The following is a 24,740-nucleotide window of genomic DNA, read 5'->3' on the forward strand; positions in this document are numbered from 1 at the left end:
TCAAAGTCCTTTATGCTTCGTTAGATGCTTTCAAAATAGAATCACTATTCGCTTCAATCATCTGCCTTGCCTACAGCACTTTGAACTCCCGCTGAAAGATCACATATTTAATAGGATTGGTATTACTAGTTCTGGGGGAGATGATTGTTATGATGTGAATCAGTGATTTTTTGACTAACTTAATAAATAGACAGATATTTTATGTTATTTTAGCCATACTGATTAAGCGTAATGATTGTTACCTTTACGCATGTGTTAGTCATTTTTCATTTGTAAAAAGAGATAGAATGTAAATATTTGCAGCTCATTAAGTTAAGGACATCATTACATTGAGTCAACAACGCAAGGTTCAACTTGGCTTTACCCTAGTTGAATTAGTCACCACCATCATCTTGATTGGTATTATTGCCGTAGCGGTGTTGCCGCGCCTGTTGTCTGACTCTTCTTACAGTGCTTATACCTTACGTAATGAGTTTATTAGTGAGCTACGCCAAGTTCAGCTTAAAGCGATGCAAAATACTGATCAGTGTTACCAAGTTGATGTTAACGCCAGTGGTTATACATTGCGTTATTTTAGTGATCGCAGCGGTAATAGTTGTAGTAAACCTTTCCGAACAGAGCAACCACAAACCTTTAGTGGCGGCGCTAATATCACCTTAGTCAGTAACGCGAGCCAAGTATTTTCGATTACCTTTGACAACTTAGGCCGTATGTTATCTCCGGCTTGCTCTGGCTATTGTTTTAATGCTGTGGCAGATGAAACCTTAGCCATTGCCGTTGAATCTGAGGGGTATGTTCATGCTCTGTAACATTCAACATAAACCACTACCTCATTCCCATGGCGGCTTTACCTTAATTGAACTGGTTGTGGGAATGATGGTGATTGGTATTGCAATTGTCATGCTCACCAGTATGTTATTTCCCCAAGCAGACAGGGCCGCAGCCACGATACATAGGGTTCGTTCTGCTGAGTTAGCTCATTCAGTCATGAATGAAATTTGGGGTAAGCGATATGATCAAAATACCAATGCTAATGGTGGTGTACCAGCGTGTAATGCGTCTGGTGGTATTGCTTGTACTTCTGCGGGTTTACTTGGCCCTGAAGAAAGCCGCGATATGTTCAACGACGTTGATGATTATCATGGCTTGGATGAAACTGATAACATGCTCGACTCTAGCCAAACTTATGCCCAAGCCTATCCTCGTTATCAGCTGAACGTGTCAGTTGAATATCTTGACCCTACTACTCAAGCAAAAAAATTAATCACTGTCGATGTGACAACACCTGTCGGAGAAGTAATCACTTACCAAGCGGTAAGGAGTAATTACTAATGTTACTTAGCAACCAAGGTAAATCCGCTGGTTTCACTTTAATTGAAATGGTAACGGTTATTTTAATTTTAGGTATTGTTGTGGTTGGGTTGAGTAGTTTTGTGATTTTTGGCACCCGAATTTTTGTCGAGTCGAGCGCAGTGGATCAAGTGCTCAGTCAAAGCCGTTTTGGCATTGAACGGATGACACGGGATATTCGGCGTGCTGTGCCCAACAGTATGCGAACGTTAACTGCCATCGATGGTAGTTATCAATGTTTGGAGTTGTTGCCTATTGCTGCCAGTACGTCTTATATTAATGCGCCGTTTGCGCCGCAAACGGCGCAAAATAATTTAACGGCGATTAAAAGTATTCGTCCAATAGTTAACAATCAGTCAGTGCTGATATACCCACTTACCACCGCAGATATTTATAACCCTCAAGGGACAACGGCGAAACGATTTATTGTGCAAAGTGTTACTGAATTAGGCGACCAACTTACTATTACCTTAACCCAAAGCGTCCGCTTTACAGAGTCCTCTCCGTTAAAGCGCTTATACGTTGCAGATAGTCCATTGAGCTACTGTTTTGTTAACAATGCCAGTAGTGTTGAGCTGCGCCTATACCAAAATTATGGTTATAAGGTCAATCAGCCTACGCCCGCAGCGATGGGTAATGGGGTGTTAATGGCGCAAAATGTCGCTAATGCGTTAGCGGTTAATCCCGCGGTGGTCCTTACTCCATCGACACTGGTGACCAATGCGATAGTGCATTTACAGCCGATATTTAGTGTTAATGGTGAAACATTTCAATATAACCATCAAGTGCAGGTGATGAATGTTCCCTAAGCTGAAATTAAGCCAACATTCGCAACAAGGCAGCGCACTGATTATCGGTGTTTTTGTGCTCACAGTAATGTTTCTCATCGCTGCAAGCTTAATTCGTATTGTTGGTGATGCAGATGAGTCGGTGAACATGGAAGTGTGGGGCACTCGGGCATTATTTAGTGCCAACAGTGGCGCCGATGCAGCATTAGCTGAGCTGTTTCCTGTTAATGGTTCTGTTGCTAACTGTGCTGATGTCAATACCACATGGGTTTCTCCTGCTGGGTTAGGCTTTTATAATTGTTCTGTGTCAATAACGTGCAATATTGCCACTGTAGGTAGTGTGAACCAATATCGAATTAATAGCCTAGCGGTATGTGAAACAGGTAATTGTGCGGGTACTGCAAGCAGTTCTACGTGTTTGCGAGTCAGTCGCCAAGTGGAGGTAGAAGCTCGTGGGAATTAAGTCCTTTTACAAACTAGTATCAATAGCTTGTTTGATACTAATTTTTAGCCTTAAAAATGCGTTTGCTTTTAATATTATTGATGCATCGGCAACTTGGCCTCTGGTCGCACAGGGTCATCATAAATATGGTAGTACGCTTGCCTGTAATAATATCTTTAATACTCAATTGGTGATGTATCGCAACGCTAAAATAAGAGGGGCACTTGGACGTTCATTAGCTTATTGTTCACGTAATATTGACAATGGATTTCCAACTGAAGGCTGTGACAATATTGATGGCAGTTCGAGGATGTGTAGTATCACTCAAACTGATTTCCAAGGGCTAAAGTTGACGAATGAAAATGCATTCTTATACAGTAATGGTAATAGTGGAGTTGGATATTGTAACGATGGTCAACAATTAAGTTTAGGATCAAATAACCAGAATCAATTCAACAGTGTGAGTTTATATTCCTCATGTACTTTAACTATGTCATCGGCTCGAACTGAATACCGTTTTAATAAAATAGCGTTAGGTCAAGGTGCCAAACTCGTATTACCTGCTGGTGATTATTGGATAAATTCTCTAGAGTTAAATTCAGATTCAGAGATCATCCTTCAAGGAGATGCCAGAATATTTATAAATAACGATGCTACGTTTAACAGTACCGTTATTAACCAAACCAAAAGTAATAAATTGCAACTTATTGCTTATAATAATCTCACTTTGAATGGTTCATCGAGTATTGCAGCGAATATATATGCGAATGAAAAGCTAACATTAAATACTAACGCGGCTATAGCTGGCCGAGTGAGCTCAAGATATCTTGAAATGTCTGGTAACACATCAATAACAGATAACTCACCTACATATTTAGACTTTCATATTCAGTATGGTAAATCTTATGTTGCTTCAAATAGTACCCAAGCCAGTGTTGTTTTTGATAAAGCATTCCCAACTGGCGTAACCCCTTTAGTTTTTGTTATGCCAACCATTTCAACAAATGATCCTGAAAATGATGGGCCGCAAAGTGTATTTTTAAGCAATATTGATTCGACAGGCTTTACCTTGACTCAAGCAGAGCCACCAAGTAATGCGGTAGATGGTGCTGTAATGTCAGAAGTGCACTGGATTGCGGTGATACCAGGAACATACACATTATCGAATGGAACAACATTGACTGCTGGATCTGTTGAGCAAAACAAAGCGTTAATGGGTTCGAATGACCAATATAAACAAGTCGTATTACCTAGCAGCCAAAATGTACAACTCAATCAACTTCAAACACAAAATAATAATTGCTGGTTAACCAGTACTGCACAATCAACTAATGATGGTATTGAACTGGCGATGGATGCATCTGAAGTTAGAACTCGCTGGTCCGATAGATGCCAACCAGGTAACTTGAATAATTATTCGCTTCAATATGAAACCATTGCTTATTTAGCCGTTCAGTCGGGCAGCGGGACTTTGGTATTGGATGGTGAAAATGTCAATTATCACTTTGGAAGTGCTGTCACAATTAACTCTAATGGTAACAGTAGCTTGAGTTCGCAATGCTCTTTCTCCACACCACTTATTGGGTTTACGAACCCCCCTTTATTTGTTGCGAGTAAGACGAGCCGTCGTGATAATGATGGTGGTTGGCTGCGTCGATGTCTGTTGAGTAATACCGCAGTCAGTATGGTCACAGACGAAGATCAGTATCGAAATAATCAACGTAGGCATACTTATGAACATTACAGCTTTGTTGCTTTTGAGAAAAAAACAGATCCCTTAACATGTTTTAGTGACGATTTTAATCGTAATGACGTTGGTGATGATTGGGCGCTCAAGGTGTTAGGTTCTTCATTACCACCTTCAATCGTGAGTAATCGACTGCGCTTTACCTCTGCTAGAGGTAATCAAGCTACATCAAGTACTTATCAGCGCTTATTTCCTGCTGCGGATAATTTAGTTGAGGTAGAATTTGATTATTTTGCTTGGTCAAGCCTGTGGGGAACAGGTGCTGATGGCATTGCCGTTATTTTGTCTGATGCGAGTAAGACCCCTCAGCCAGGCAGTTTTGGTGGCGCTTTAGGGTATGCCCAGCGTAATAATGGCACTCCAGGTTTTGCTGGTGGTTGGCTGGGCATAGCGTTGGATGAATACGGGAACTTTTCTAGCGCCAACGAAGGTAAGGTTGGTGGGCCTGGGTTTAGATCTCAAGCCGTGGCGATTCGTGGCTCTGCTGGCACAAGTTACCGTTACTTAACAGGGACTAATGCCAACATTAACCCCAAAATTGATGTGCGTAATACATCTAACGCTCAGCCAAATCATAGATATAAAATCATCATAGATTCTCGAACTCCAGGTAAGGCCATGGTGTCAGTACTACGCGATACGCTGAATAGGGATAATCCTGCTGATTATGAGACCTTAATAGCCCCTTTTGATGCCTTGAGTTTTAGCGGTCAAGCACCTGTACCTAAAGATTTTTACCTGTCTATTACTGGCTCCACTGGCGGTTCAAACAATAATCATGAGATGGATAACTTTAAGGTTTGTGCACTTAAATCAAATCCAGTTGGCCAACAAGTTCATCATTTTGAGTTTGACTATTCTAGCTCGCCATTTACCTGCAAGGCTGAGACTATGACTGTCAGAGCTTGTAAAGATGCGAGCGTGCCCTGTAATTTATTTACTGACCCAGTGGAGGCGAATTTATCACTTGAGCCTAACGCAAATGGTGCTTGGTATGTTGAGGGTAATAAAACCAATGTGGTTCAGTTTGAAGATGGTGTCGCAACGGTCGATTTACGTAATAATGTCATTACGCCAATCACTATTGGGGTCACATCTTCCGTTCCTTCAACCATAGCGGGCAGTGACACTTTGTGCCGCAAGGGGGGAGGCGCGCTAAATATAGCAAGCTGCACCTTTAGCTTTGCCGAAAGTGGTTTTATTTTTGATGTGCCAGATAAGCTAGCAAACAAACCAACTGACAATATTACAATCCGTGCAGTGAAAACCTCAGATGTTACTCAACAATGTATACCTCTATTTTCTCAAACCACTAAAAATGTCGATTTTTGGAGCTCTTATATCGATCCCATTACTCCAATTAATGGTCAATCGACAACGGTGAATAGTAAGGTAGTAAGTAAACTAGAGAGTGCCGCTACAACGCTTGAGTTGGCATTCGATACCGATGGTAAAGCTGAACTTATTGTTAACTACCCTGATGCAGGGAAAATGCAGCTAGATGCAAAGTATACTGGCACAGGTGATGAGCAGGGATTGATCATGTTAGGTTCAGATCAGTTTGTTAGCTTCCCCGTGGGCTTGTGTGTTACCCCAGAAGATATTAGTGCAAAATGCTCCGCAGGTAACAGTTCTTGTGATGTTTACAAAAAAGCTGGCGAGTCATTTAACTTAATTATTCAAGGGAAAGCTTGGGAGTCTGACGGCGATACCAATTTTTGCGATAATATTAATACGCCCAATTATGCCCATAATGACATTGAGTTAGGGCATCAATTGGTCGATCCCGATCCAAAAGATGGCGTACTTGGTGCGGTTGGCTCTAAAAAATATAATCACATAGCGGAAACGACTAATCGTAATACTGTATCTCAGTCAGTAAGCGAAGTCGGTGTGTTTCAATTTACGGCTAAGCCGAAGATAGAATATTTGGAGTCGAATTTTTATGATATTCCTCTCGCCACATCGCCTGCCATAGGCCGTTTTGTGCCAGACCGTTTTGTTGTTAGCCGCTCAAGTGTGCTGCCATCTTGCGGTAGTTTTACTTATATGGACCAACCTTTTAGTCTGACGTTGACGTTAAGCGCTTTTAATATTGGCACTGATATCACTAAAAATTATCAAGGTGCTTTTGCTAAAGCGAATGCCATTCTTGTGGGTGAAAATAGTAACAATGGTATAGATTTGAGTGGCAGATTAAGCGCTCTACCTATCAATACTGGGTCTTGGGTTTTGGGTGAAGCAAGCGTTGACGCCACTTATTTAGCGAGCTTCAAGCGAATGACCGCTTCGGGTGTCGATGGACCTTTTTCTTTGTTAGATATTGGCGTACAAGTATTCGATAATGATGGGAATGTGTCTTTAGTTTCGTCATCTGATATGCGTCCAGATACCACAGATAACTGTGTTGATGCTAATGATTGCACTGCAAAATGGTTATCCACTCAAGCTTTCCGTCATGGCAGGGTGGTGATGGACAATACCTTTGGTCCGGAGGATGACATTTTGCGTATGCCAACCTATGCCCAGTATTGGAATGGTAGCGACTGGATAACCAATGTTAATGATAACTGTACGCAAGTTATCGATGTACTTGATGGCACCGAAATATACGCTCCATTAATAGCCTCAGACCAAACCGTGCTCCGCAGCGATGGCAGTACCGCTAACATTGCAATGAGTAGTGGCCAGTTAAGCTTATTATGGCAAAACACCGGTTCTAAAACATATCGAGGCCAAGTGACAGCACCGCTACAAGTTGAAGATTGGCTTAAGTGGTATTGGAATTGGGACCAAGTAAGTCCCAATCAGTTATATGACCCAAGAGCAAGTGCGTTTTTTGGTCGTTACCGAGGCCATGATCGGATCATTTACTGGCGTGAAGTAGGCCAATAATCTGAATAAAAAAACGCCTTTTTTACTCTTTTTTGGATTAAAGTTAACCAATTGGCATTTTTTTATACACTTTTGTAAAAAAAAGTGCCAGATTAGCAATTGTTAACCCGTTCGGTCTTGTAGAATGGGGGTGTCATTGATAAAGTTAGCTGATTTTTCTTTCTTCTGACTCCACAGAATACAGGCCTGATACATGTTCAAAAAGCTGCGCGGCATTTTTTCTAACGACCTATCGATCGATTTAGGTACGGCAAATACTCTTATTTATGTTCGCGATGAAGGCATCGTGTTGAACGAACCCTCTGTGGTTGCCATTCGCGGCGAACGCAATAGTAATGGTCCCAAATCTGTTGCTGCTGTAGGGACCGATGCAAAACAAATGCTCGGCCGTACACCTGGCAATATTCAAGCTATTCGTCCAATGAAAGACGGTGTTATTGCCGACTTCTATGTGACTGAAAAAATGCTTCAACACTTTATTAAGCAAGTGCATAACAACAGTTTCTTTCGTCCTAGTCCACGTGTTCTTGTGTGTGTACCTGTGGGCGCGACTCAAGTTGAGCGTCGTGCTATTCGCGAATCTGCGATGGGTGCGGGTGCCCGTGAAGTTTATCTAATTGAAGAGCCAATGGCTGCAGCGATTGGTGCGGGATTACCTGTATCAGAAGCCACAGGTTCTATGGTGGTTGATATTGGTGGCGGCACGACTGAAGTTGCCATTATCTCGCTGAATGGTGTGGTGTATTCTTCATCAGTGCGTATTGGTGGCGATAAATTTGACGATGCCATTATTAACTATGTGCGCCGTAACTACGGTAGTTTAATAGGCGAGGCAACTGCGGAACGGATTAAGCACACTATTGGTACCGCGTACCCTGGTGACGAAGTGCTTGAAATTGAAGTCCGTGGCCGTAACTTGGCAGAAGGCGTACCAAGAAGCTTTACGTTGAACAGCAATGAGATTTTAGAAGCATTACAAGAGCCGTTATCTGGCATTGTAAGTGCCGTCATGGTGGCATTAGAGCAATCTCCACCAGAACTTGCTTCAGATATTTCAGAACGCGGTATGGTGTTAACTGGTGGTGGCGCATTGTTGCGCGACTTAGACCGTTTACTTATGCAAGAAACGGGTATTCCGGTCATGGTTGCAGATGATCCATTGACTTGTGTTGCTCGTGGTGGCGGGAAAGCCCTTGAAATGATTGATATGCATGGTGGTGATTTGTTCTCTGAAGAGAACTAATCACTATTTGCTGAGCAACTTTGTTAACGTTTTTTGTAGGTTAACAGAGTTGCGAACAATTTATGAAACCAATTTTCGTTCGTGGCGTCTCTAATCAATTTAGACTGACACTGGCAATTCTTTTGTCGGTGGCATTACTCATCACTAATCATCGCCTTGACCCTGTTCGTCAATCTTTATCTTCAGTATTAAGCCCTCTGCAGTATTTAGCCAATGTTCCAGGTGTCATGCTTGATTGGTCCGCCGAAGCATTTGCGACCCGTAATATGCTTGAGTTGCAAAATAAAGAACTGTTACGTCAACAACTGGTAATGTCTGAACGTTTACAGCGTTTTGAGCATGTTCGCCAAGAGAATGAGCGTTTACGGGCACTACTCGGTTCACCCGTGCATATGGATTCTCGCAAGATGGTGGCCGAAGTCATGGAGGTGGCCAGCGATCCTTTTCGGCAGTTTGTGGTGTTAAATCATGGTTTGCAAACAGGTGTCTATGTTGGTCAACCTGTGGTTGATGCTCAAGGTGTTGTAGGGCAGGTGGTTGAGGTTAGTGAGTTTACCAGCCGTGTGTTGATGGTGTCTGATACGACCCATGGCATTCCTGTTCGAGTGACTCGCAACGATGTGCGTGCTATTGCCAACGGTACAGGTGACATAGACCAAATTGAGTTACGTCATGTGGCTAAGAGCACCGACATTATTGTTGGTGATCTACTGGTGACCTCAGGCTTGGGTAATCGTTTTCCGGAAGGTTATCCTGTGGCACGTGTTATCAGCGTATCTCGTGATGATGGGCAAAGCTATGCGGTGATTAATGCACAGCCACTAGCAGCACTTGATCGTATTCGTTACGTATTGCTTATTTGGCCAGATGAAACCAAACCTTTTACAATTCCTGACGATGTAAAAGGCTTGATGAATGATGCCGCAGCCAAAGCCGCAACGAGTGAGGTGAGCCAATGAGAGCGCATGTTGCAAATGGTCGCTTAGTGGTTTGGCTGACATTATTTATCGGTATGATGTTTCAAATTATGCCATTACCCCAAATGGTAGAAGCATGGCGACCTGATTGGTTATTAATGGTAATGATATATTGGGCAATGGCACTACCGCATCGTTACAGTATTCTTACCGCGTGGCTGCTAGGAGTTATGCTTGATGTGCTCTTAGGGGCGACTTTAGGTATCCGCTCATTAGCCTTGTCGTTGGTGATTTATATTGTCGTGCTATTGTGTCAGCGATTACGCAATTATCCCCGTTGGCAACAATCGATATTAGTTGCTTGTTTTATCTGCATTTATCATGCAGTGGTCTTTTGGGTTCAGTTCGTTGCCGTTGGCGCGATACCATTTAATGTGGATGTATTTTTACCTGCCGTTTCGAGCTTATTCATTTGGTGGTGGGTGTTTTGGGTGCTACGCAATATGCGTCGCCATTATAAGGTTCGTTAATCTAACGTACTCACGTAAGAATGGTTTTAATGTACACTAAATGAGAGTAAAGAATTGATGACATGGGTACTGGCTTCCACTTCTCCAAGAAGAAAAGAATTATTGAACCAAGCAGGCTTTAGTTATCCCAATTTTACGTTTGAGTTAGTTGCACCTGATATCGATGAAACGCCCCTATCTACCGAAACTGCTACTCAATATGTGTGTCGATTAGCGCTTGAAAAAGCGCAAGCGGGCTTGGCTCTTAGCGACCATTTTATTGCCCCTAAAGTGTTAGGCTCGGATACCATCGTGGTGCTTAATGGCTTGATATTAGGTAAACCCATCGACCAAGACGATGCCAAACGCATGCTGATGTTGTTGTCGGGTCAAACTCATGAAGTGATGACCGCAGTCGCATTAACGGATGGGAAGCAGACTTTTAGCAGATTGTGTTGCACCCAAGTGACATTCTGTGAGCTAGCCGTGGCTGATATTGAAGCGTATGTGGCTTCAGGTGAACCTATGGATAAAGCTGGAGCTTACGGAATACAAGCATTAGGTGGCTGCTTTGTTAAATCAATAGCAGGCAGTTATTCTGCTGTTGTTGGTTTGCCTTTAGTTGATACTCGTGAATTGTTAGCCTGCATGATGCAGCACACTTAACTTTATTGCTTTAATCGGTCTTCTACGGTGGTCCTGCTGCTGGCAACATTACGATTGGAGCATGACCTGAATACTGGTGGCTTATGAATGTAAAAGCACAACGTAAAAAAGGCACTGAATTACTCATTAATGTCACGCCAACAGAAGCGCGTGTAGCATTAGTTGAGCATGGTGTTTTACAAGAAGTACATATTGAACGTCGTATGAAGCGAGGTTTGGTAGGCAATATTTATAAAGGTAAAATTAGCCGTGTCTTGCCGGGTATGCAAGCCGCATTTGTTGATATTGGTTTAGATAAAGCCGCCTTTCTCCATGCTTCAGACATTGTTCCCCATACAGAATGTGTTGCCGATGTTGAAAAGGGCAACTTTGTGGTACGTGATATTGCTGAGCTTGTCCGCCAAGGGCAAGATATTATGGTGCAGGTGGTAAAAGATCCACTGGGTACTAAAGGTGCTCGCTTAACGACAGATATTACTTTGCCTTCACGTTATTTAGTCTTTATGCCGGGTTCAAGCCATGTGGGTGTTTCCCAGCGTATTGAGCTTGAAGAAGAACGTCAGCGCCTTAAAAATATTACCTTACCCTATGTCGACGACGATGGTGGTTTTATTATTCGCACTGCGGCTGAAAATGTTGGCGAAGATGAACTCGCTCAAGATGCGGCTTTCTTACGCCGAGTGTGGGCCAAAGTGAGTGAACGCCGCAAGCGTAAGGGCGTTATTTTACTGTATCAAGACTTGGCATTGCCTGTGCGGATCATCCGCGACTTTGTTGGAACTGAGCTTGACCATATTCAGGTTGATTCCAGGAGGACTTATGCAGAATTACAGCAGTTTGCCCAAGAGTTTATGCCTGAAATTGCAGAAAAAATTGAGCATTATGCTGGTCCTGCACCTATCTTTGAATTGTATGATGTCGAGAATGAAATTCAGCGCGCGCTAGGGCGTAAAGTTGAGCTGAAATCTGGCGGTTATTTAATCATTGATCAAACAGAAGCGATGACCACGGTTGATATTAATACCGGCGCTTTTGTGGGACACCGCAATTTAGAAGAAACCATTTTTAATACCAATTTAGAGGCGACACAAGCGATTGCTCGGCAATTACGCTTGCGTAATTTAGGTGGTATTATCATTATCGATTTTATTGATATGTTGAGTAATGACCATAAAACCAGAGTGTTAGAAAGTTTAAATGCAGCATTGGCGTTAGATCGTGTAAAAACCAGTGTCAGTGGTTTTTCGGGTTTAGGCTTAGTGGAAATGACTCGTAAACGTACCCGCGAAAGTTTAGAACACGTGGTATGTGGCGAATGTCCATCTTGCCAAGGCACAGGCACGATGAAAACAATCGAAACAGTGTCATATGAAATTTTTCGGGAAATTATTCGTTTAAATCGTGCTTATAAAGCCGATGAGTTTTTATTGTATTGCTCGCCAGCCGTGTATATGAGCTTTAGTGGTGATGAATCTCATTTGTTGGCAGAATTAGAAGTCTACATAGGTAAGCGTATTCGTTTGCAAAATGAACCGTTATACATTCAAAGTAAATATGATGTGGTGATGATGTAGTGTCAACAACTAGGGCTGTCTCTATCAACAGGATCTGTTGGCAAATTTTGGCTATTTCGCTAGTGCTCTTTGCGCTGGTTGTGAGCCTTATTCGCGGTTTATTGCCCCATATTCCTGAAGTGCGCACAGAGTTAGTCACTTATCTTGAAAGTAAATACCAGCTGCATGTTCAAATGGATGAACTGAATGCCGAATGGCAAGCTTTTGGGCCTGCATTGACGGTTAAGAATTTAGTTTTACCACCACAAGATAACTTACCTATTACTGTTATTAGTCAAAATGTTCACATTAAAATCGACTTTTGGCAGTCGCTTTTTTCCTTAAGTCCACAAATTGAAACCGTGGTCTTTGATGGTGTAAAAGTGGCGCTAGATCTTGACCAGCTAACCACGGGCGGTAACCCCTCTGAAGCCGATAACCATGCTAATCTTGATTGGCTGTATAGCTTGTTGTTAGAACAGTTAGGGCATTTTTCAATTACCGATGCATCATTGCTTTTGGTGAGCCAGCAACATGATTATCGACCAATTTTTGTTGATAACCTGCTATGGCAAAATACGGCTAACCGTCACCAAGCCCAAGGTTTGATCCATGTTGATCAGTTCCAATCGCAGCAAGAACAATTAACCTTACGAATCGATCTTAGTGGTAATGGACATCAGCCTGATACTGTCGCGGGTCAGCTTTACGTTACAGCAGATTCATTGGATTTAGGCGAATGGGCTTCTAGACAACATAATGCACAACAGAACAGTGACAAAATTGAATTTCAAGGTGTGATAAATCTTGACGCATGGATGACATTTAAACAACGTCAAATTAGTGATGGTATTTTAGTTTTTAAACCCAGCTGGTTACAGTGGAGCGATGCAGATACTCAACAAAAATTTTCTATCCATTCTGGTTCATTGCAATGGACGCCACAATCGGATGGATGGAAAGTTGCCAGCCACAATTTACATTTATCAACGAATGATAAAACTTGGCCATCATTAGAGTTTGCACTTGGGACTCATGCAGGTGATTTTTTTGGTTATGTGAATCAAATTATTCCGTCATACCTCAAACCCATGTTACCGCTAGTTCCAGGGCTGGGTAAGTCGCAAGTGAATGGTTGGCAGCAGCTTAATCCTCAGGGACAAATTGGGCCAGTTCGGCTCTATAAGCCAGTAGATAAACCTATAGTTGCCAAGGTTGATATTAAGCAATTGCAGTGGCAACCCTTGCAGTCTATACCTGGAATCAGTCCGATTGATGCCCAATTGACGTGGGCGAATAATCAGCTTGAATTTACCTTACCCGAACAAGAATATACACTCGATTTTAATGATGATTTTAGTCAGCCATTAACCGTACATGGTAGCCCGATTAATGGGCGTTATGATATTGAACAACAACGTCTAACCCTGCCTAGAATGGTATTTGAAAATGCAGATATTACGCTGCAAGCAGGTCTTAACTTTGAGTTGTCGGAACAGACTCATATGGGGTTGGCTGCTCAGTTAAGTATTAATAATGTTGCTTATGTTGGGCGTTATTTTCCACTTATGGCAATGAGTCCGGATTTAGTCAGCTATCTTAATGACGGTTTAGTTGCAGGGAACGTAAATAATGCCCAAATTGTCTGGCATGGTGCGTTAGGTGATTACCCTTATGATGACCGTAGCGGAACGTTTCAAGCCGGTTTTACCCTTGATAACGGCATCTTTAAGTTTCAACCAGATTGGCCAGCAGTGAGTCAGCTTACCCTATCTGCTTTATTTGAAAATGACATGATGGATTTACAGATTGAGCATGGCAAACTCGATAATGTTGTTGTAGATGGAGCGCAGGTGTCTATCGCGCACTTGGGGAATGAATCACTTCTTAAAGTGGAAGCCGATATCACCACAGATGCACAAGCTGCTACCAAGGTGATTAATGCTTCTTCATTGCAAGACTCTGTTGGTACCACCTTGGATGTGCTTCAAATTAAGCAGCAAATTAACACTACATTGGATCTCTCTATTCCTTTATATCAGGGGGGAGAACAAGTAATTAAAGGCCAAGTTAATTTAACCAATAATCCCATTTATATTGCTACTCCAGGGTTAAATTTGCAAAAAGTGACTGGCCAAGTGACGTTTGAAAATGAGCTAGTTAATGCAGAAAATATTAAGGCACAACTGTTTAATCAACCGTTAACGTTTAGCGCGTCTACAGGTAAGCAAAATGGTCATTCGGCCTTGAGTGTCGACATGACCGGACGTTGGAACCTCGGCACATTACCAAGTGAATTAACCAATCCCATGACAGGGACCTATAGCGGCGAGATGAATTGGGGCGGTGCGCTTACGATGATTTTTGACCCCAGCGGTTACAGCTTACAGCTGTCGGCTAATTCTGATTTACTGGGTACATCGTTAGATTTGCCTTCTCCGTATAAAAAATCTGCTGTTGAACCTAAACCCCTCAGAGTCGACTTAATTGGTGATAATAAACAATCTTCTTTAAGCATCAAATTGGGTGATGATGTAGAGTTTTGGGGAGGATTTAATGCTGAAAGTGGCAGTAGATTGGCTTTTTACGACATAATGATTGGCCGTCATTTTAAGCTTGGCGACCGATTGAGTAAGCAGCAGGGACACATACATTTAGATTTACCAAAAATCGATTTGACGCAATGGTTACCAATGATTAATCGTTTTAGCCCAACAGTCGATAGCGACATTATTACCACAACAATACGAGACCGTATTTTATCAGCGGATGAATTGCCCAGCGTGACCACGGCAACTCATCCCACTAACACCACTGTGTCAGATCTTGATACGAAAACAACAACCTTTCCGCCATTAATGGGAGTGCATGCAGATATTGCTCAGTTGAATATATTGGGGCAATTATTTGATAAATTACACTTTGATGCTCAACCGACTGAACATGTCTGGCGTTTTGATGCTCAGTCACAACAGTTTGATGGCAGAATTGATTTTTACCCTAACTGGCGTGAACAAGGGATTAAAGTAGTGGCTAAAAAACTGCATTTATTCTCAGCAATGGATACTGTTGAAGGTATAGATTTAGACGCTACGTCTATGCAGCAACATTTGCCCACGTTGGCCGTTGATGTAGATGATTTTAGAGTGGATGACTTGTCTTTTGGTCATTTAGTACTACAAGGTTTTCCACAAGATCAGGGTTATCAATTTCAAACCATTTCACTTACTAAACCTACGGTAGCGTTACAAGCTAATGGGCTATGGTCTGTCGAAAATGATATTGATAAAACGTTGTTTGATGTTAATTTACATGCTGATAAGTTCGATGATTTATCAGCGATATTAAATATTAATCCTGGCTTGCGAGATGCACCACTGGATTTAAGTGGCCAGTTATCTTGGCAAGGTGCGCCTTATCATTTCACCCTTGATACCCTTAATGGCCAGCTAAAATTTGCATTAGGTCAAGGTCATTTGTCGGAGATTAGTGACAAAGGTGCGCGAGTCTTTTCGTTATTTAGTTTAGATTCATTATTGCGTAAGCTGTCGTTAGATTTTTCGGATGTTTTTGGTAAAGGTCTATATTTCAATACCTTTGCTGGCAACCTTACTATTGATAATGGTGTAGTTAAAACCACTGATACAGAAATGGACGCCATTGCAGGTAGTATGAGAGTAAGAGGTTACACCGATCTCACTAGCCAAAGCCTAAATTACGACATTCGTTTTGTGCCACAGCTTGCTTCTAGTGTACCAACTGTGGTGTTATTGAGCACCAGCGCTTGGACTTTGGGCTTAGGTGCATTTGCTTTGACGAAAGTGTTAGAGCCGGTAATTGAAGTCATTTCTGAAATTCGCTTCCGAGTGACTGGCACGATGGATAATCCGCAACTCGAAGAGCTTGAGCGTAAGAGTAAAGAAATTGAAATTCCTAAAGCTATTTTACCGCAAGCAGATGAACCCGATGTAGATCCTAATCTTGGACCCGACATTAAGAACGATGAAAATAGTCATATTGAGCACAAGACGCTCGAAAAAGGCATTATCGATACGGGTGTGCCAAATGGGCCTGAGTCAGACAATGTACCGTCATCCAGCAAAATTATTTCTGTAAAAGATAATGATTTTCAGACGGGTTATACACAAGCAGGGGGTACTGAAGCCCCATTAATCAAGCCGGTTTTTGCCGAGCCATTAATGAATGTCGTGTTGCCACAAGGAGTAAGAGATGCAAATCAGCTTATTGCAATGTCAAAGCAGTCGCGATGTCAAAGCCAATCTCGCGTTTGTCGACTCGCAGCTTAACGACCTACCTAGAGATGCCAATGAACCACAATTGGTCGTGTTACCTGAGTGTTGTTTGCTGTTTGGTGGTCATGAAAGTCAGCAATTAGAACATGCTGGTACTGAGCATCAAAGCGAACTAAAAAGTGCATTGTCGGCGTTGGCGAAACAACATCAAGTGTATTTAATTGCTGGCACTATTCCCATGCGCGCAGAAGATGGCCGAGTATTTAGCCGTTGTTATTTTTTTGATGATTATGGCGTCACCCTAGGACATTACGATAAACTGCATTTATTCGATGTTGAGGTTGCTGATGGCACCAAAACTTATCGCGAAAGTGATACCTTTCATCCAGGCGATCACATTAGTGTGATTGATACTCCTTTTGGCAAAGTTGGTTTGGCTATTTGCTATGATATCCGTTTTGGCGATATGTTTCGGGCGCTACGTTTAGCCGGTGCTGATTATATAGCATTACCTTCCGCGTTTACCAAGGTGACGGGGGAGGCGCATTGGCAGGTGTTATTACAAGCTCGGGCAATTGAAACACAATGCTACTTATTGGGCGCAGGCCAATGGGGTCAGCATAATCAAGGTAGTAGAGAAACATGGGGGCACAGTATGGTTGTAGACCCATGGGGCCGAGTGATTGCAGAAAAAGCTACAGAGTGCGGCTGGGTACAAGCTAACGTTGATATAATGGAACTTCAGCGTATTCGTCAACAGATGCCTGTGATTGGCCATAATCGATTTACGGCGCCACAGTTGAAATAATACTGAAAGCCCTGAACAAACTGAATTCGCAGTATGCGTTACCCATTAATAAAGAGAATTTTAATGCCATTTTTAACCCAAGTAGAGCAGAGTTTATTGCAAGATGGATTAACCTTAGATGGTTTACAAAGTTACTTAAATACCATCCATCAACACAATATCGATTTTTCAGACATGTATTTTCAAGCTTGTCGTCATGAGTCTTGGGTATTAGAGGATGGCATAGTCAAAGAGGGCAGCTTTCACATTGAACGAGGTGTGGGGGTGCGCGCCATTACTGGTGAAAAAACAGGTTTTGCTTATGCAGACGAGATTACTCCGACAGCCCTTGATGCGGCAGCAAGAGCTGCTCGAGGTATCGCAAGCGCAGGTGAACAACACCAGGTGCAAGCGTTTAAGCGTCAAACAGCACATAAACTATATGACAGTGCTGATCCGATAGCCGCAATGGATGAAGTGAAAAAAATTGAGCTTTTAAAACAAGCCGATGCTTATATTCGCAGTCTAGACAGCCGGATTATTCAAGTGGTTGTGAGCTTATCTGGTGTGCACGAAGAAATATTAATTGCGGCAAGTGACGGCACGTTAGCTGCCGATGTTCGTCCATTAGTGCGTTTTAATTGTAGCGTTATTTTAGAAGATAAGGGTAAACGTGAGCGCGGCAGTGCTGGCGGTGGCGGTCGCCATGATTACAATGCTTTTCTTGCCACTGACGAAGCCGGTTTACCATTAAGCTTTGAGTTTGCCCGTGAAGCCGTACGTCAAGCACAGGTTAATGTTAATGCCATTGATGCTCCAGCAGGAGAAATGCCAGTGGTACTTGGCAATGGCTGGCCAGGGGTGTTACTGCATGAAGCGGTTGGACACGGTTTAGAGGGTGACTTTAACCGTAAAGGCAGTAGCGCCTTTAGCGGTAAAATCGGTCAGCAAGTGGCGTCGCCACAGGTGACCGTCGTTGATGACGGTACAATGGAAAATCGCCGTGGTTCATTAAGTATTGATGATGAAGGCGTGCCAAGCCAGAAAACAACCTTAATTGAAAATGGCATGCTAAAAGGTTATATGCAAGATAAGTTAAATGCCCGTTTAATGGGGCAAGCACCAACGGGCAACGGCCGCCGTGAATCTTATGCACACCTACCTATGCCACGAATGACCAATACCTACATGAATGCGGGCGAGTCAAACCCTGCAGACATTATTAAGTCGGTTAAGAAAGGTATTTATGCGCCTAATTTTGGTGGTGGACAAGTTGATATCACCTCAGGTAAGTTTGTTTTCTCGGCTTCAGAAGCCTATTTAATAGAAGACGGTGAAGTTACCCAAGCCATTAAAGGTGCAACATTAATTGGTAATGGCCCCGAAGCCATGGGATTAATCTCGATGGTTGGTAATGATTTAGCCTTAGATAAAGGCGTTGGTGTATGCGGTAAAGACGGACAGAGCGTGCCAGTAGGTGTTGGACAACCAACACTGAAAATTGATCGCCTAACGGTAGGCGGTACAGCTTAACATTAACCGCTTATTGCCCCCATAATGGCTTGCTGAGTATTTGTGCTTGGTAAGCCTTTTTTATCTGACAATGCTGCTGTGAACATAGCGGCTTTAAGTTATTATTTGCAAACAATTTAGGGTGTTAACTCTAGAGGTTTTTATGGTTACACAACATCTTATTTTTACATTTTGTTCAAGGCGATACCGCCTTGGCTTATGTTTGAGTTTATTTTGTTTCAGTTTTAGCGCATTAGCTGAACCGATTACATTTAACCATGCGTGGCAGCAATTAGAGCAAGTGAGCGATCAGCTTCATGCTAAAACACAGCATGTTAACCGTGCTAAAGCAGAAGAAGATGCCGGAGATGCACTCAATTATCCATCACTAAATATTGCAGGTAGTTATACTCGTCTTGAAAAACCTATCGAACTCGATTTACGAGACTTAAATCCACTTGCCGCACTTGACAGTAGTACGTTATCGCCGACGCTTGGCAGTGCACTTGCGGCGATACCTGGCTCACTTTTTGTTACACCGTTTACTGAACAAGATGTGTTTCGAGCCAGCTTACAGGCGATGTGGCCCATCTATACCGGTGGAAAAATTACTGCCGCACAAGGGATTCATGCCGCACAAGTATCCGAGACCGAACAAGAGTTGACGCTGGCTCGGCGTGAGTTATTTCTCCAATTAGTTGATCGTTACTATGCGGTATCGGTGACAAAAACCTTAGTCGAAACCCAAAAGCAGTTAGTGGACTCATTAACCTTGCACGTGACTCATGCAAAAAAATTAGAGCAACAAGGGCAAATTGCTAAAGTTGAACGTTTAAATGCTCAAGTTGCGTTAGAAAATGCCAAAGTAGATTGGGGCAAGAGTAAGCGCCAATATGAAATGGCAGAAATTGCTTTAGCTCGAATGCTGCACATGCCGTCAGTCGATCCGGTCTCGGCACTTTTTTTACTTGAACAACAGCCATCATTACCACATCTTAGCCAGCTGACTCTCACGCAGCACCCGGCGTTAAAACTACTTGAAGCTAAAGAAGCGCAAGCAAGTGGTTTAGTGGATTTAGAAAAGGGGAGTTATTACCCTACAGTGTTTTTATACGGTAATTATACCTTGTACGAAGATGACAGCTTGTTTGCTCAAGTCGAGCCAGATTGGATGGTCGGTGTCGGCATGAGCATACCGCTAATTAGTCGTGATGGCCGCAATGGTAAAGTAAAAGCCGCGAAAAGTGCCTTATTACAAGCTCGTTATACCAAAGCACAAACCAAGCAAGATTTAAGTTTGCTTATTGACCAAAGTTATCGACAAATGCTACAAGCCAAAGAAGAAGCCGATGCGCTAGATGTGTCATTAGCATTAGCGACCGAAAATCTACGTTTGCGAGAATTGTCTTTCAATCAAGGTTTATCAACCTCAATTGATAGGGTCGATGCCGAATTAAGCCTTACTGCGGTTAAGACTCAACAATTAGGCGCTAAATATCGCTATATGCAAGCCTACGCTAAAGTGATGGCCATTAGTGGCCAAGTGGATGAATTTATTAATCGAACACAAATTCAGGGGGCTGCTTATGCGGGCTAATAAGATTATTGCGGTTGTCGTGTTCGTGTTACTTATCGTATTACTGGGCTATGGCATTATGTTGGCCTTTACGCCTAAGCCGATGGTGTTACAAGGACAAATAGAAGCTCGTGAGTACAATATATCGTCTAAAGTGCCGGGCCGAGTTGAAAACGTACTGGTAAGAAAAGGTGATAAAGTCGAACAAGGCGACATTTTATTTGCCATTAGTAGTCCAGAATTAGATGCACAATTAATGCAAGCTCAGGGGGGGTTAGACGCTGCTACCGCTATGCAGCAACAAGCCCATAATGGGACAAGACAACAACAAGTTACAGCAGCTAAAGAACAATGGTTAAAAGCCAAAGCCGCGACAGAGCTGAAAGTAAAAACCTATCAGCGAGTTGAAAATTTATTTGATGAAGGTGTTGTCGCACGGCAAAAACGCGATGAAGCATATACCCAATGGCAAGCGGCTAAATATTCAGAGCAAGCAGCATATGCTATGTATCAAATGGCAAAAGAAGGCGCTCGTGTTGAAACTAAAGCCGCTGCAGCAGGTAAAACACGCATGGCAAAAGGCGCAGTTAATGAAGTGAATGCGATTTTGGCAGACAGTCAAATGCTTTCACCTAAGAAAGCTGAAGTGAGTGAAGTGTTATTACAAGCGGGTGAGTTAGCCCCTAGCGGTTTTCCAGTTGTGAGCATTATTGATATGAGTGATGCATGGGCCGTGTTACAAGTGCGGGAAGATCAATTGTTGCAATTTAAACAAGATCAAACTGTTTTGTTAGATATCCCCGCACTACAGCAACAAGTTGAATTTACTGTGTCGTACATTAGTGTTATGGGAAACTTTGCTACTTGGCGTTCTACCGAAAGTGGTCACGACTTTGATATGCGCACCTTTGAAGTGGAGCTGACACCTAAGCACCCCATTGCAGATTTACGGGTAGGCATGTCGGTGTTGTTTCGTGCCGACAAGCTTGCCGAACATTAATAAGGCTTGCTGATGAGGCATTTATTTTGGCGCGAATGTAAGGCGCTATGGCACTCGCCTTGGCAACTTGCCTTGGTAAGTTATATTCCGCTAATTGGCGTGCTTGCACTTTGGTGGTTATTCAGCGCAGGGCTTCCAAGACAGTTACCCGTTGCCGTGGTTGATTTAGACAACAGTCAAATGAGCCGTATGCTAACAAGACAATTTTCGGCCAACGCCGTTATTGCGCCGCGTTCATTTGCCAATCAAGCTGAGGCAATTGAAGCCATGCGCCGAGCGCAAGTCTATGGGCTGGTAATTTTGCCTTATCAACTCAAAAAAGACTTATTACTATCAAAACGTCCAACGATTGATATTCGTTATAATAGTCAATTTTTGCTGGTGGGAAAGCTATTGTCCAGTCAGCTACAGCTTAGTCTGGCAGAAGGGTTAACCCACATTGGCGAAGCGAATCTATTACTTAAAGGCGCAAATAAAGCCACCGTTGATGTAAGTCTAACGCCTATCAGTAATCAAACGACCGCCTTATTTAACCGAAATAACAATTATGTTGGTTTTTTAGTCCCGCCTATATTAATTGCATTATGGCAATTACTGTCAATGTTAGTTTTTGCTAATAGTGTCAATGCCGAGCTTATTGTTCAAGGTGAGCGTAGCTATTTAGCTCAAAATATTTGGCCAAAAATAGGCGTGAAAATCTTTCTTTATAGCCCAATTATGCTTCTCCATGGTGGCTTTATTTTGTTGTGGTTATATCACTATTTAGCCTTGCCCGCTTCGGGTGCTTTGTTACTACTGGTTCTCGCACAGGCTGTGATGCTAATGGCTGTGTGGTTATTAGTCTTGATAATTTTTATGGTGATGCGTGACTGTGCACGTACTATCAGTTTTTGTACGGCACTATTTGCCCCTGCCTTTGCGTTTATGGGGATCACATTCCCAATAAATGATATGCCCATATTGGCTAGATGGTGGCGGTTGATTATGCCATCGAGTCATTATATCGACTCTCATGTCAGTGTTGTTAGCTATGGTGTTGGCTTACCACAAGTATTGGCCCAGATTAGTTCTTATTGGGGCTTTTTATTGTTATTGCCAGTGCTTTATATATTGGGGCGCCATGCTCAGAAAGTGCCACCAGAGGTTAAAAATAATAGCCATATAAATCTGGAGGCCAAATGATCAACTTTTGGCAATTAGTCGTAGCCGAATTCAAAGCTATTTTGGCTGATAAGGCCATTGTGGTGACGTTATTTGGTGGATTGATATTTTACTCAATACTGTATCCATTACCGTATTTGCATCAGGTACCTACAGAACAACAAGTTGTGGTTGTTGATCATGATAATTCTTCATTGAGTCGATTGGTCACTCGTCATGCAGATGCGAGTGCTAAAATTAAAATACTCGCTAATGTAAGCAGTATTGAGCAAGCACAAATGTGGATCGACCAAGGTAAAGCACACGGATTACTCGTTATTCCTGCTAACTTTAGACGTGATGTGTTATTAGGCAAAGGTGCAACATTAAGTTATGGCGGTGATGCGAGTTACTTTTTAATTTATTCAGCCGTCGCAGAAGGGTTGGTTTCTGCAGGTATTGACGCCAGTAAACAAGTGCAGCTAATTGGCTTGCTGGCTCGAGGGCAAAATCCACAGGCTGCAGAACAAGCGATTAACGCTATTAATATTAATTCAGTTCCGGCGTTTAACCCCAGTTTGGGTTATATACCCTATGTGGTTCCGGGGTTGTTTTTGTTAATCTTGCATCAAACCTTACTTATTGGGACAGGTATTTTAGGTGCAGGCCAATGGCACAAGCCCGGTTATTGGCAGCACGTACACCCAGTGACTTTGGTGCTTGCTAGGTTAAGCGTGTTTTTGATGATGTATGCAGTATTTAGTAGTTACTATTTAGGGTTTTGTTTCTATTGGTATAACGTTAGTGTGGTTGCGACATTTGTTGAAGTTGGCTTATTTATGCTGCCTTTTTTATTGGCTACTGGAGCGTTAGGCATTTATCTGAGTAGTTTATTTAGCCGAAGAGAGTTACCGACGCAACTGTACTTGCTGGTGTCGATGCCGATTTTATTCGTTTCAGGGTTTGTGTGGCCAATTGCATTAATTCCTGAACCACTGGTCTTCGCTTCGCAAATTATTCCAGCTGTTCCAGCGATAATGGGAATGCTCGAATTAAATCAATTGGGAGCAGGTTGGTTGGCGGTATTGCCTAAATGGCTCCAATTATGGGGGTTATTTGCGGTGTTTTTCATTATGGCAACGGTGGCGGTTGCTTATAAGCAGAAAAAACTTATTGTTAAGTCATAAAGTGTTTAAAAGAGTCGTTGCTGTAATCTTGTGTTACCAATTAACTTTTCCCAGTTCATGTGTTTGCCGTTAAAGAAGGCATTTGTCGTCGAAAGCGGATAGACAGGATGGTTAAATACGGTGAGATATATGGATATATGCCAACGGTTAAAAATGGTTCTCGTCGTTCTATTTCCAATCCTAATGTATTGGAACCCCAAATTTGTTGCTATTCTGGCACAATGATAGTCATCTCTTTACATCGATTAGCTAGCACATGTAGGATTGATATCAATCAATAACTTAAGCGGCTGGCTTTATTGATAAAGACGTTCAATAAGTCGTTGAAAAATGGAGAAACGAACGTTGAATCATAAAAAATTACTTGTCGCTCTCCCTGTGTTGAGCCTAATTTGGTTTGCGGGGACGATTATTATTGCGGGGTTAAATTATCCTAATTATAGCCATGTGACACAATACATTAGTGAGTTGGGGGCAACTGGTTCACCACATGGTAATTATGTTAATTATTGGGGGTTTATTCCTACAGAATTGTTTCTACTTGCTTTCGTATTTATATGCTTTCTCGTTGTCCCTAAAACAAAAAAAAGTATTATAGGGCTTGTCTTTATTGGTGTTTATGGGATATCACTTGGCATCGCTGCATTATATCCATGTGATTTTGAGTGTAATCCAATTAAACCAACCACTTCGCATACTATTCATATGCTATCTGCTTTTCCCGGTTACATATGCGGGATAATTTCAATATTTATCATGTCATCAGGTTCGACTTTTAATGGGCAAACTAATGTTTTTAAGTTGATTAGTTTTGCTATTGGAGGGATGTGCGTGTACGCCTTTTTAAATCTAGACCCTAGTTCAGATCTTGTTGGTGTGTATCAACGCATACTAGAATTAATGATATATTCTTGGTTTATCTATTTGGGATATAGTTTGAGTGTATGTTTGCCTAATGCAGATAAACCTCGTGTCAGTTAACGTCCATTTTTTCATATTCAGTCCTAATACCAATCCTATTAAATATGTGATCTTTCAGCGGGAGTTTAAAGTGCTGTAGGCAAGGCAGATGATTGAAGCGAATATGATTCTATTTTGAAAGCATCTAACGAAGCATAAAGGACTTTGAAACCCGCCAGAATGGAGTCTCTCAGGTATTCCACTTCTGTGTTACA

General features: G+C 42.3%; 18 protein-coding genes. All 18 read left to right on the top strand.

The features are described 5' to 3' along the window. Window positions 1-329 precede the first annotated feature (329 nt). On the top strand, window positions 330-809 hold the full coding sequence (locus tag ACWXWT_RS12700) for a pilus assembly FimT family protein (protein ID WP_456041947.1): 480 nt from the start codon (window positions 330-332) through the stop codon (window positions 807-809). Then, the gene (locus ACWXWT_RS12705) at window positions 799-1,332 is read left to right on the top strand and encodes a type IV pilus modification PilV family protein (protein WP_456041948.1); all 534 of its coding nucleotides are present in this window, start codon (window positions 799-801) and stop codon (window positions 1,330-1,332) included. The genes ACWXWT_RS12700 and ACWXWT_RS12705 overlap by 11 nt, the downstream gene beginning before the upstream one ends. Continuing rightward, complete coding sequence (locus ACWXWT_RS12710; protein WP_456041949.1) at window positions 1,332-2,159, top strand: PilW family protein; 828 nt, start codon at window positions 1,332-1,334, stop codon at window positions 2,157-2,159. The genes ACWXWT_RS12705 and ACWXWT_RS12710 overlap by 1 nt, the downstream gene beginning before the upstream one ends. Then, window positions 2,149-2,601 carry an MSHA biogenesis protein MshP gene (locus tag ACWXWT_RS12715; protein WP_456041950.1) on the top strand — a complete coding sequence of 151 codons (453 nt, stop codon included), beginning with the start codon at window positions 2,149-2,151 and terminating at the stop codon, window positions 2,599-2,601. The genes ACWXWT_RS12710 and ACWXWT_RS12715 overlap by 11 nt, the downstream gene beginning before the upstream one ends. Before the next feature lie 31 nt (window positions 2,602-2,632). Then, window positions 2,633-7,222, top strand: a complete 4,590-nt coding sequence (locus tag ACWXWT_RS12720; RefSeq protein WP_456041951.1) for a DUF6701 domain-containing protein — start codon at window positions 2,633-2,635, stop codon at window positions 7,220-7,222. Window positions 7,223-7,415: 193 nt separating this feature from the next. Then, window positions 7,416-8,465, top strand: a complete 1,050-nt coding sequence (locus tag ACWXWT_RS12725; protein ID WP_137224785.1) for a rod shape-determining protein — start codon at window positions 7,416-7,418, stop codon at window positions 8,463-8,465. A 62-nt stretch (window positions 8,466-8,527) separates the two neighbouring features. Beyond that, window positions 8,528-9,424 (top strand): rod shape-determining protein MreC, encoded by an 897-nt coding sequence (gene mreC / locus ACWXWT_RS12730; RefSeq protein WP_456041952.1) that lies wholly within the window; start codon window positions 8,528-8,530, stop codon window positions 9,422-9,424. Beyond that, window positions 9,421-9,912, top strand: a complete 492-nt coding sequence (mreD, locus tag ACWXWT_RS12735; protein WP_456041953.1) for a rod shape-determining protein MreD — start codon at window positions 9,421-9,423, stop codon at window positions 9,910-9,912. The genes mreC and mreD overlap by 4 nt, the downstream gene beginning before the upstream one ends. 57 nt (window positions 9,913-9,969) lie before the next feature. Further along, a complete protein-coding gene (locus tag ACWXWT_RS12740) occupies window positions 9,970-10,557 on the top strand; it encodes a Maf family protein (protein ID WP_456041954.1) in 588 nt (195 codons plus the stop codon). An 83-nt stretch (window positions 10,558-10,640) separates the two neighbouring features. Beyond that, complete coding sequence (gene rng / locus ACWXWT_RS12745; protein ID WP_456041955.1) at window positions 10,641-12,131, top strand: ribonuclease G; 1,491 nt, start codon at window positions 10,641-10,643, stop codon at window positions 12,129-12,131. A gap of 47 nt (window positions 12,132-12,178) precedes the next feature. Next, a complete protein-coding gene (locus ACWXWT_RS12750; protein ID WP_456041956.1) occupies window positions 12,179-16,417 on the top strand; it encodes a YhdP family protein in 4,239 nt (1,412 codons plus the stop codon). Next, window positions 16,341-17,171 (top strand): carbon-nitrogen hydrolase family protein, encoded by an 831-nt coding sequence (locus ACWXWT_RS12755; RefSeq protein ID WP_456041957.1) that lies wholly within the window; start codon window positions 16,341-16,343, stop codon window positions 17,169-17,171. Before ACWXWT_RS12750 ends, ACWXWT_RS12755 begins: the two co-directional genes overlap by 77 nt. 63 nt (window positions 17,172-17,234) lie before the next feature. Next, entirely contained in the window at window positions 17,235-18,683 is a 1,449-nt protein-coding gene (tldD, locus tag ACWXWT_RS12760; protein WP_456041958.1) for a metalloprotease TldD, read from the top strand. Between the two features lie 142 nt (window positions 18,684-18,825). Beyond that, window positions 18,826-20,259 (top strand): TolC family protein, encoded by a 1,434-nt coding sequence (locus ACWXWT_RS12765; protein ID WP_456041959.1) that lies wholly within the window; start codon window positions 18,826-18,828, stop codon window positions 20,257-20,259. Next, window positions 20,249-21,238 carry an HlyD family secretion protein gene (locus tag ACWXWT_RS12770; RefSeq protein WP_456041960.1) on the top strand — a complete coding sequence of 330 codons (990 nt, stop codon included), beginning with the start codon at window positions 20,249-20,251 and terminating at the stop codon, window positions 21,236-21,238. The genes ACWXWT_RS12765 and ACWXWT_RS12770 overlap by 11 nt, the downstream gene beginning before the upstream one ends. A 12-nt stretch (window positions 21,239-21,250) precedes the next feature. Further along, a complete protein-coding gene (locus ACWXWT_RS12775; RefSeq protein WP_456041961.1) occupies window positions 21,251-22,420 on the top strand; it encodes an ABC transporter permease in 1,170 nt (389 codons plus the stop codon). Continuing rightward, window positions 22,420-23,565, top strand: coding sequence for an ABC transporter permease (locus ACWXWT_RS12780; RefSeq protein ID WP_456041963.1), 1,146 nt, complete (start codon window positions 22,420-22,422; stop codon window positions 23,563-23,565). The genes ACWXWT_RS12775 and ACWXWT_RS12780 overlap by 1 nt, the downstream gene beginning before the upstream one ends. Before the next feature lie 345 nt (window positions 23,566-23,910). Continuing rightward, window positions 23,911-24,546, top strand: coding sequence for a DUF998 domain-containing protein (locus tag ACWXWT_RS12785; protein ID WP_456041962.1), 636 nt, complete (start codon window positions 23,911-23,913; stop codon window positions 24,544-24,546). Window positions 24,547-24,740: the final 194 nt, after the last annotated feature.

It is taken from the genome of Shewanella sp. A22, from assembly GCF_053850585.1.

What these genes read in the sequence shown, in the direction of transcription:
- ACWXWT_RS12765 (WP_456041959.1), top strand. Translation starts at nt 18,826, where the DNA reads ATGGTTACACAACATCTTATTTTTACATTTTGTTCAAGGCGATACCGC.
- ACWXWT_RS12775 (WP_456041961.1), top strand. Translation starts at nt 21,251, where the DNA reads ATGAGGCATTTATTTTGGCGCGAATGTAAGGCGCTATGGCACTCGCCT.
- ACWXWT_RS12740 (WP_456041954.1), top strand. Translation starts at nt 9,970, where the DNA reads ATGACATGGGTACTGGCTTCCACTTCTCCAAGAAGAAAAGAATTATTG.
- ACWXWT_RS12725 (WP_137224785.1), top strand. Translation starts at nt 7,416, where the DNA reads ATGTTCAAAAAGCTGCGCGGCATTTTTTCTAACGACCTATCGATCGAT.
- ACWXWT_RS12710 (WP_456041949.1), top strand. Translation starts at nt 1,332, where the DNA reads ATGTTACTTAGCAACCAAGGTAAATCCGCTGGTTTCACTTTAATTGAA.
- ACWXWT_RS12715 (WP_456041950.1), top strand. Translation starts at nt 2,149, where the DNA reads ATGTTCCCTAAGCTGAAATTAAGCCAACATTCGCAACAAGGCAGCGCA.
- rng (WP_456041955.1), top strand. Translation starts at nt 10,641, where the DNA reads ATGAATGTAAAAGCACAACGTAAAAAAGGCACTGAATTACTCATTAAT.
- ACWXWT_RS12705 (WP_456041948.1), top strand. Translation starts at nt 799, where the DNA reads ATGCTCTGTAACATTCAACATAAACCACTACCTCATTCCCATGGCGGC.
- mreC (WP_456041952.1), top strand. Translation starts at nt 8,528, where the DNA reads ATGAAACCAATTTTCGTTCGTGGCGTCTCTAATCAATTTAGACTGACA.
- mreD (WP_456041953.1), top strand. Translation starts at nt 9,421, where the DNA reads ATGAGAGCGCATGTTGCAAATGGTCGCTTAGTGGTTTGGCTGACATTA.
- ACWXWT_RS12770 (WP_456041960.1), top strand. Translation starts at nt 20,249, where the DNA reads ATGCGGGCTAATAAGATTATTGCGGTTGTCGTGTTCGTGTTACTTATC.
- ACWXWT_RS12755 (WP_456041957.1), top strand. Translation starts at nt 16,341, where the DNA reads ATGCAAATCAGCTTATTGCAATGTCAAAGCAGTCGCGATGTCAAAGCC.
- tldD (WP_456041958.1), top strand. Translation starts at nt 17,235, where the DNA reads ATGCCATTTTTAACCCAAGTAGAGCAGAGTTTATTGCAAGATGGATTA.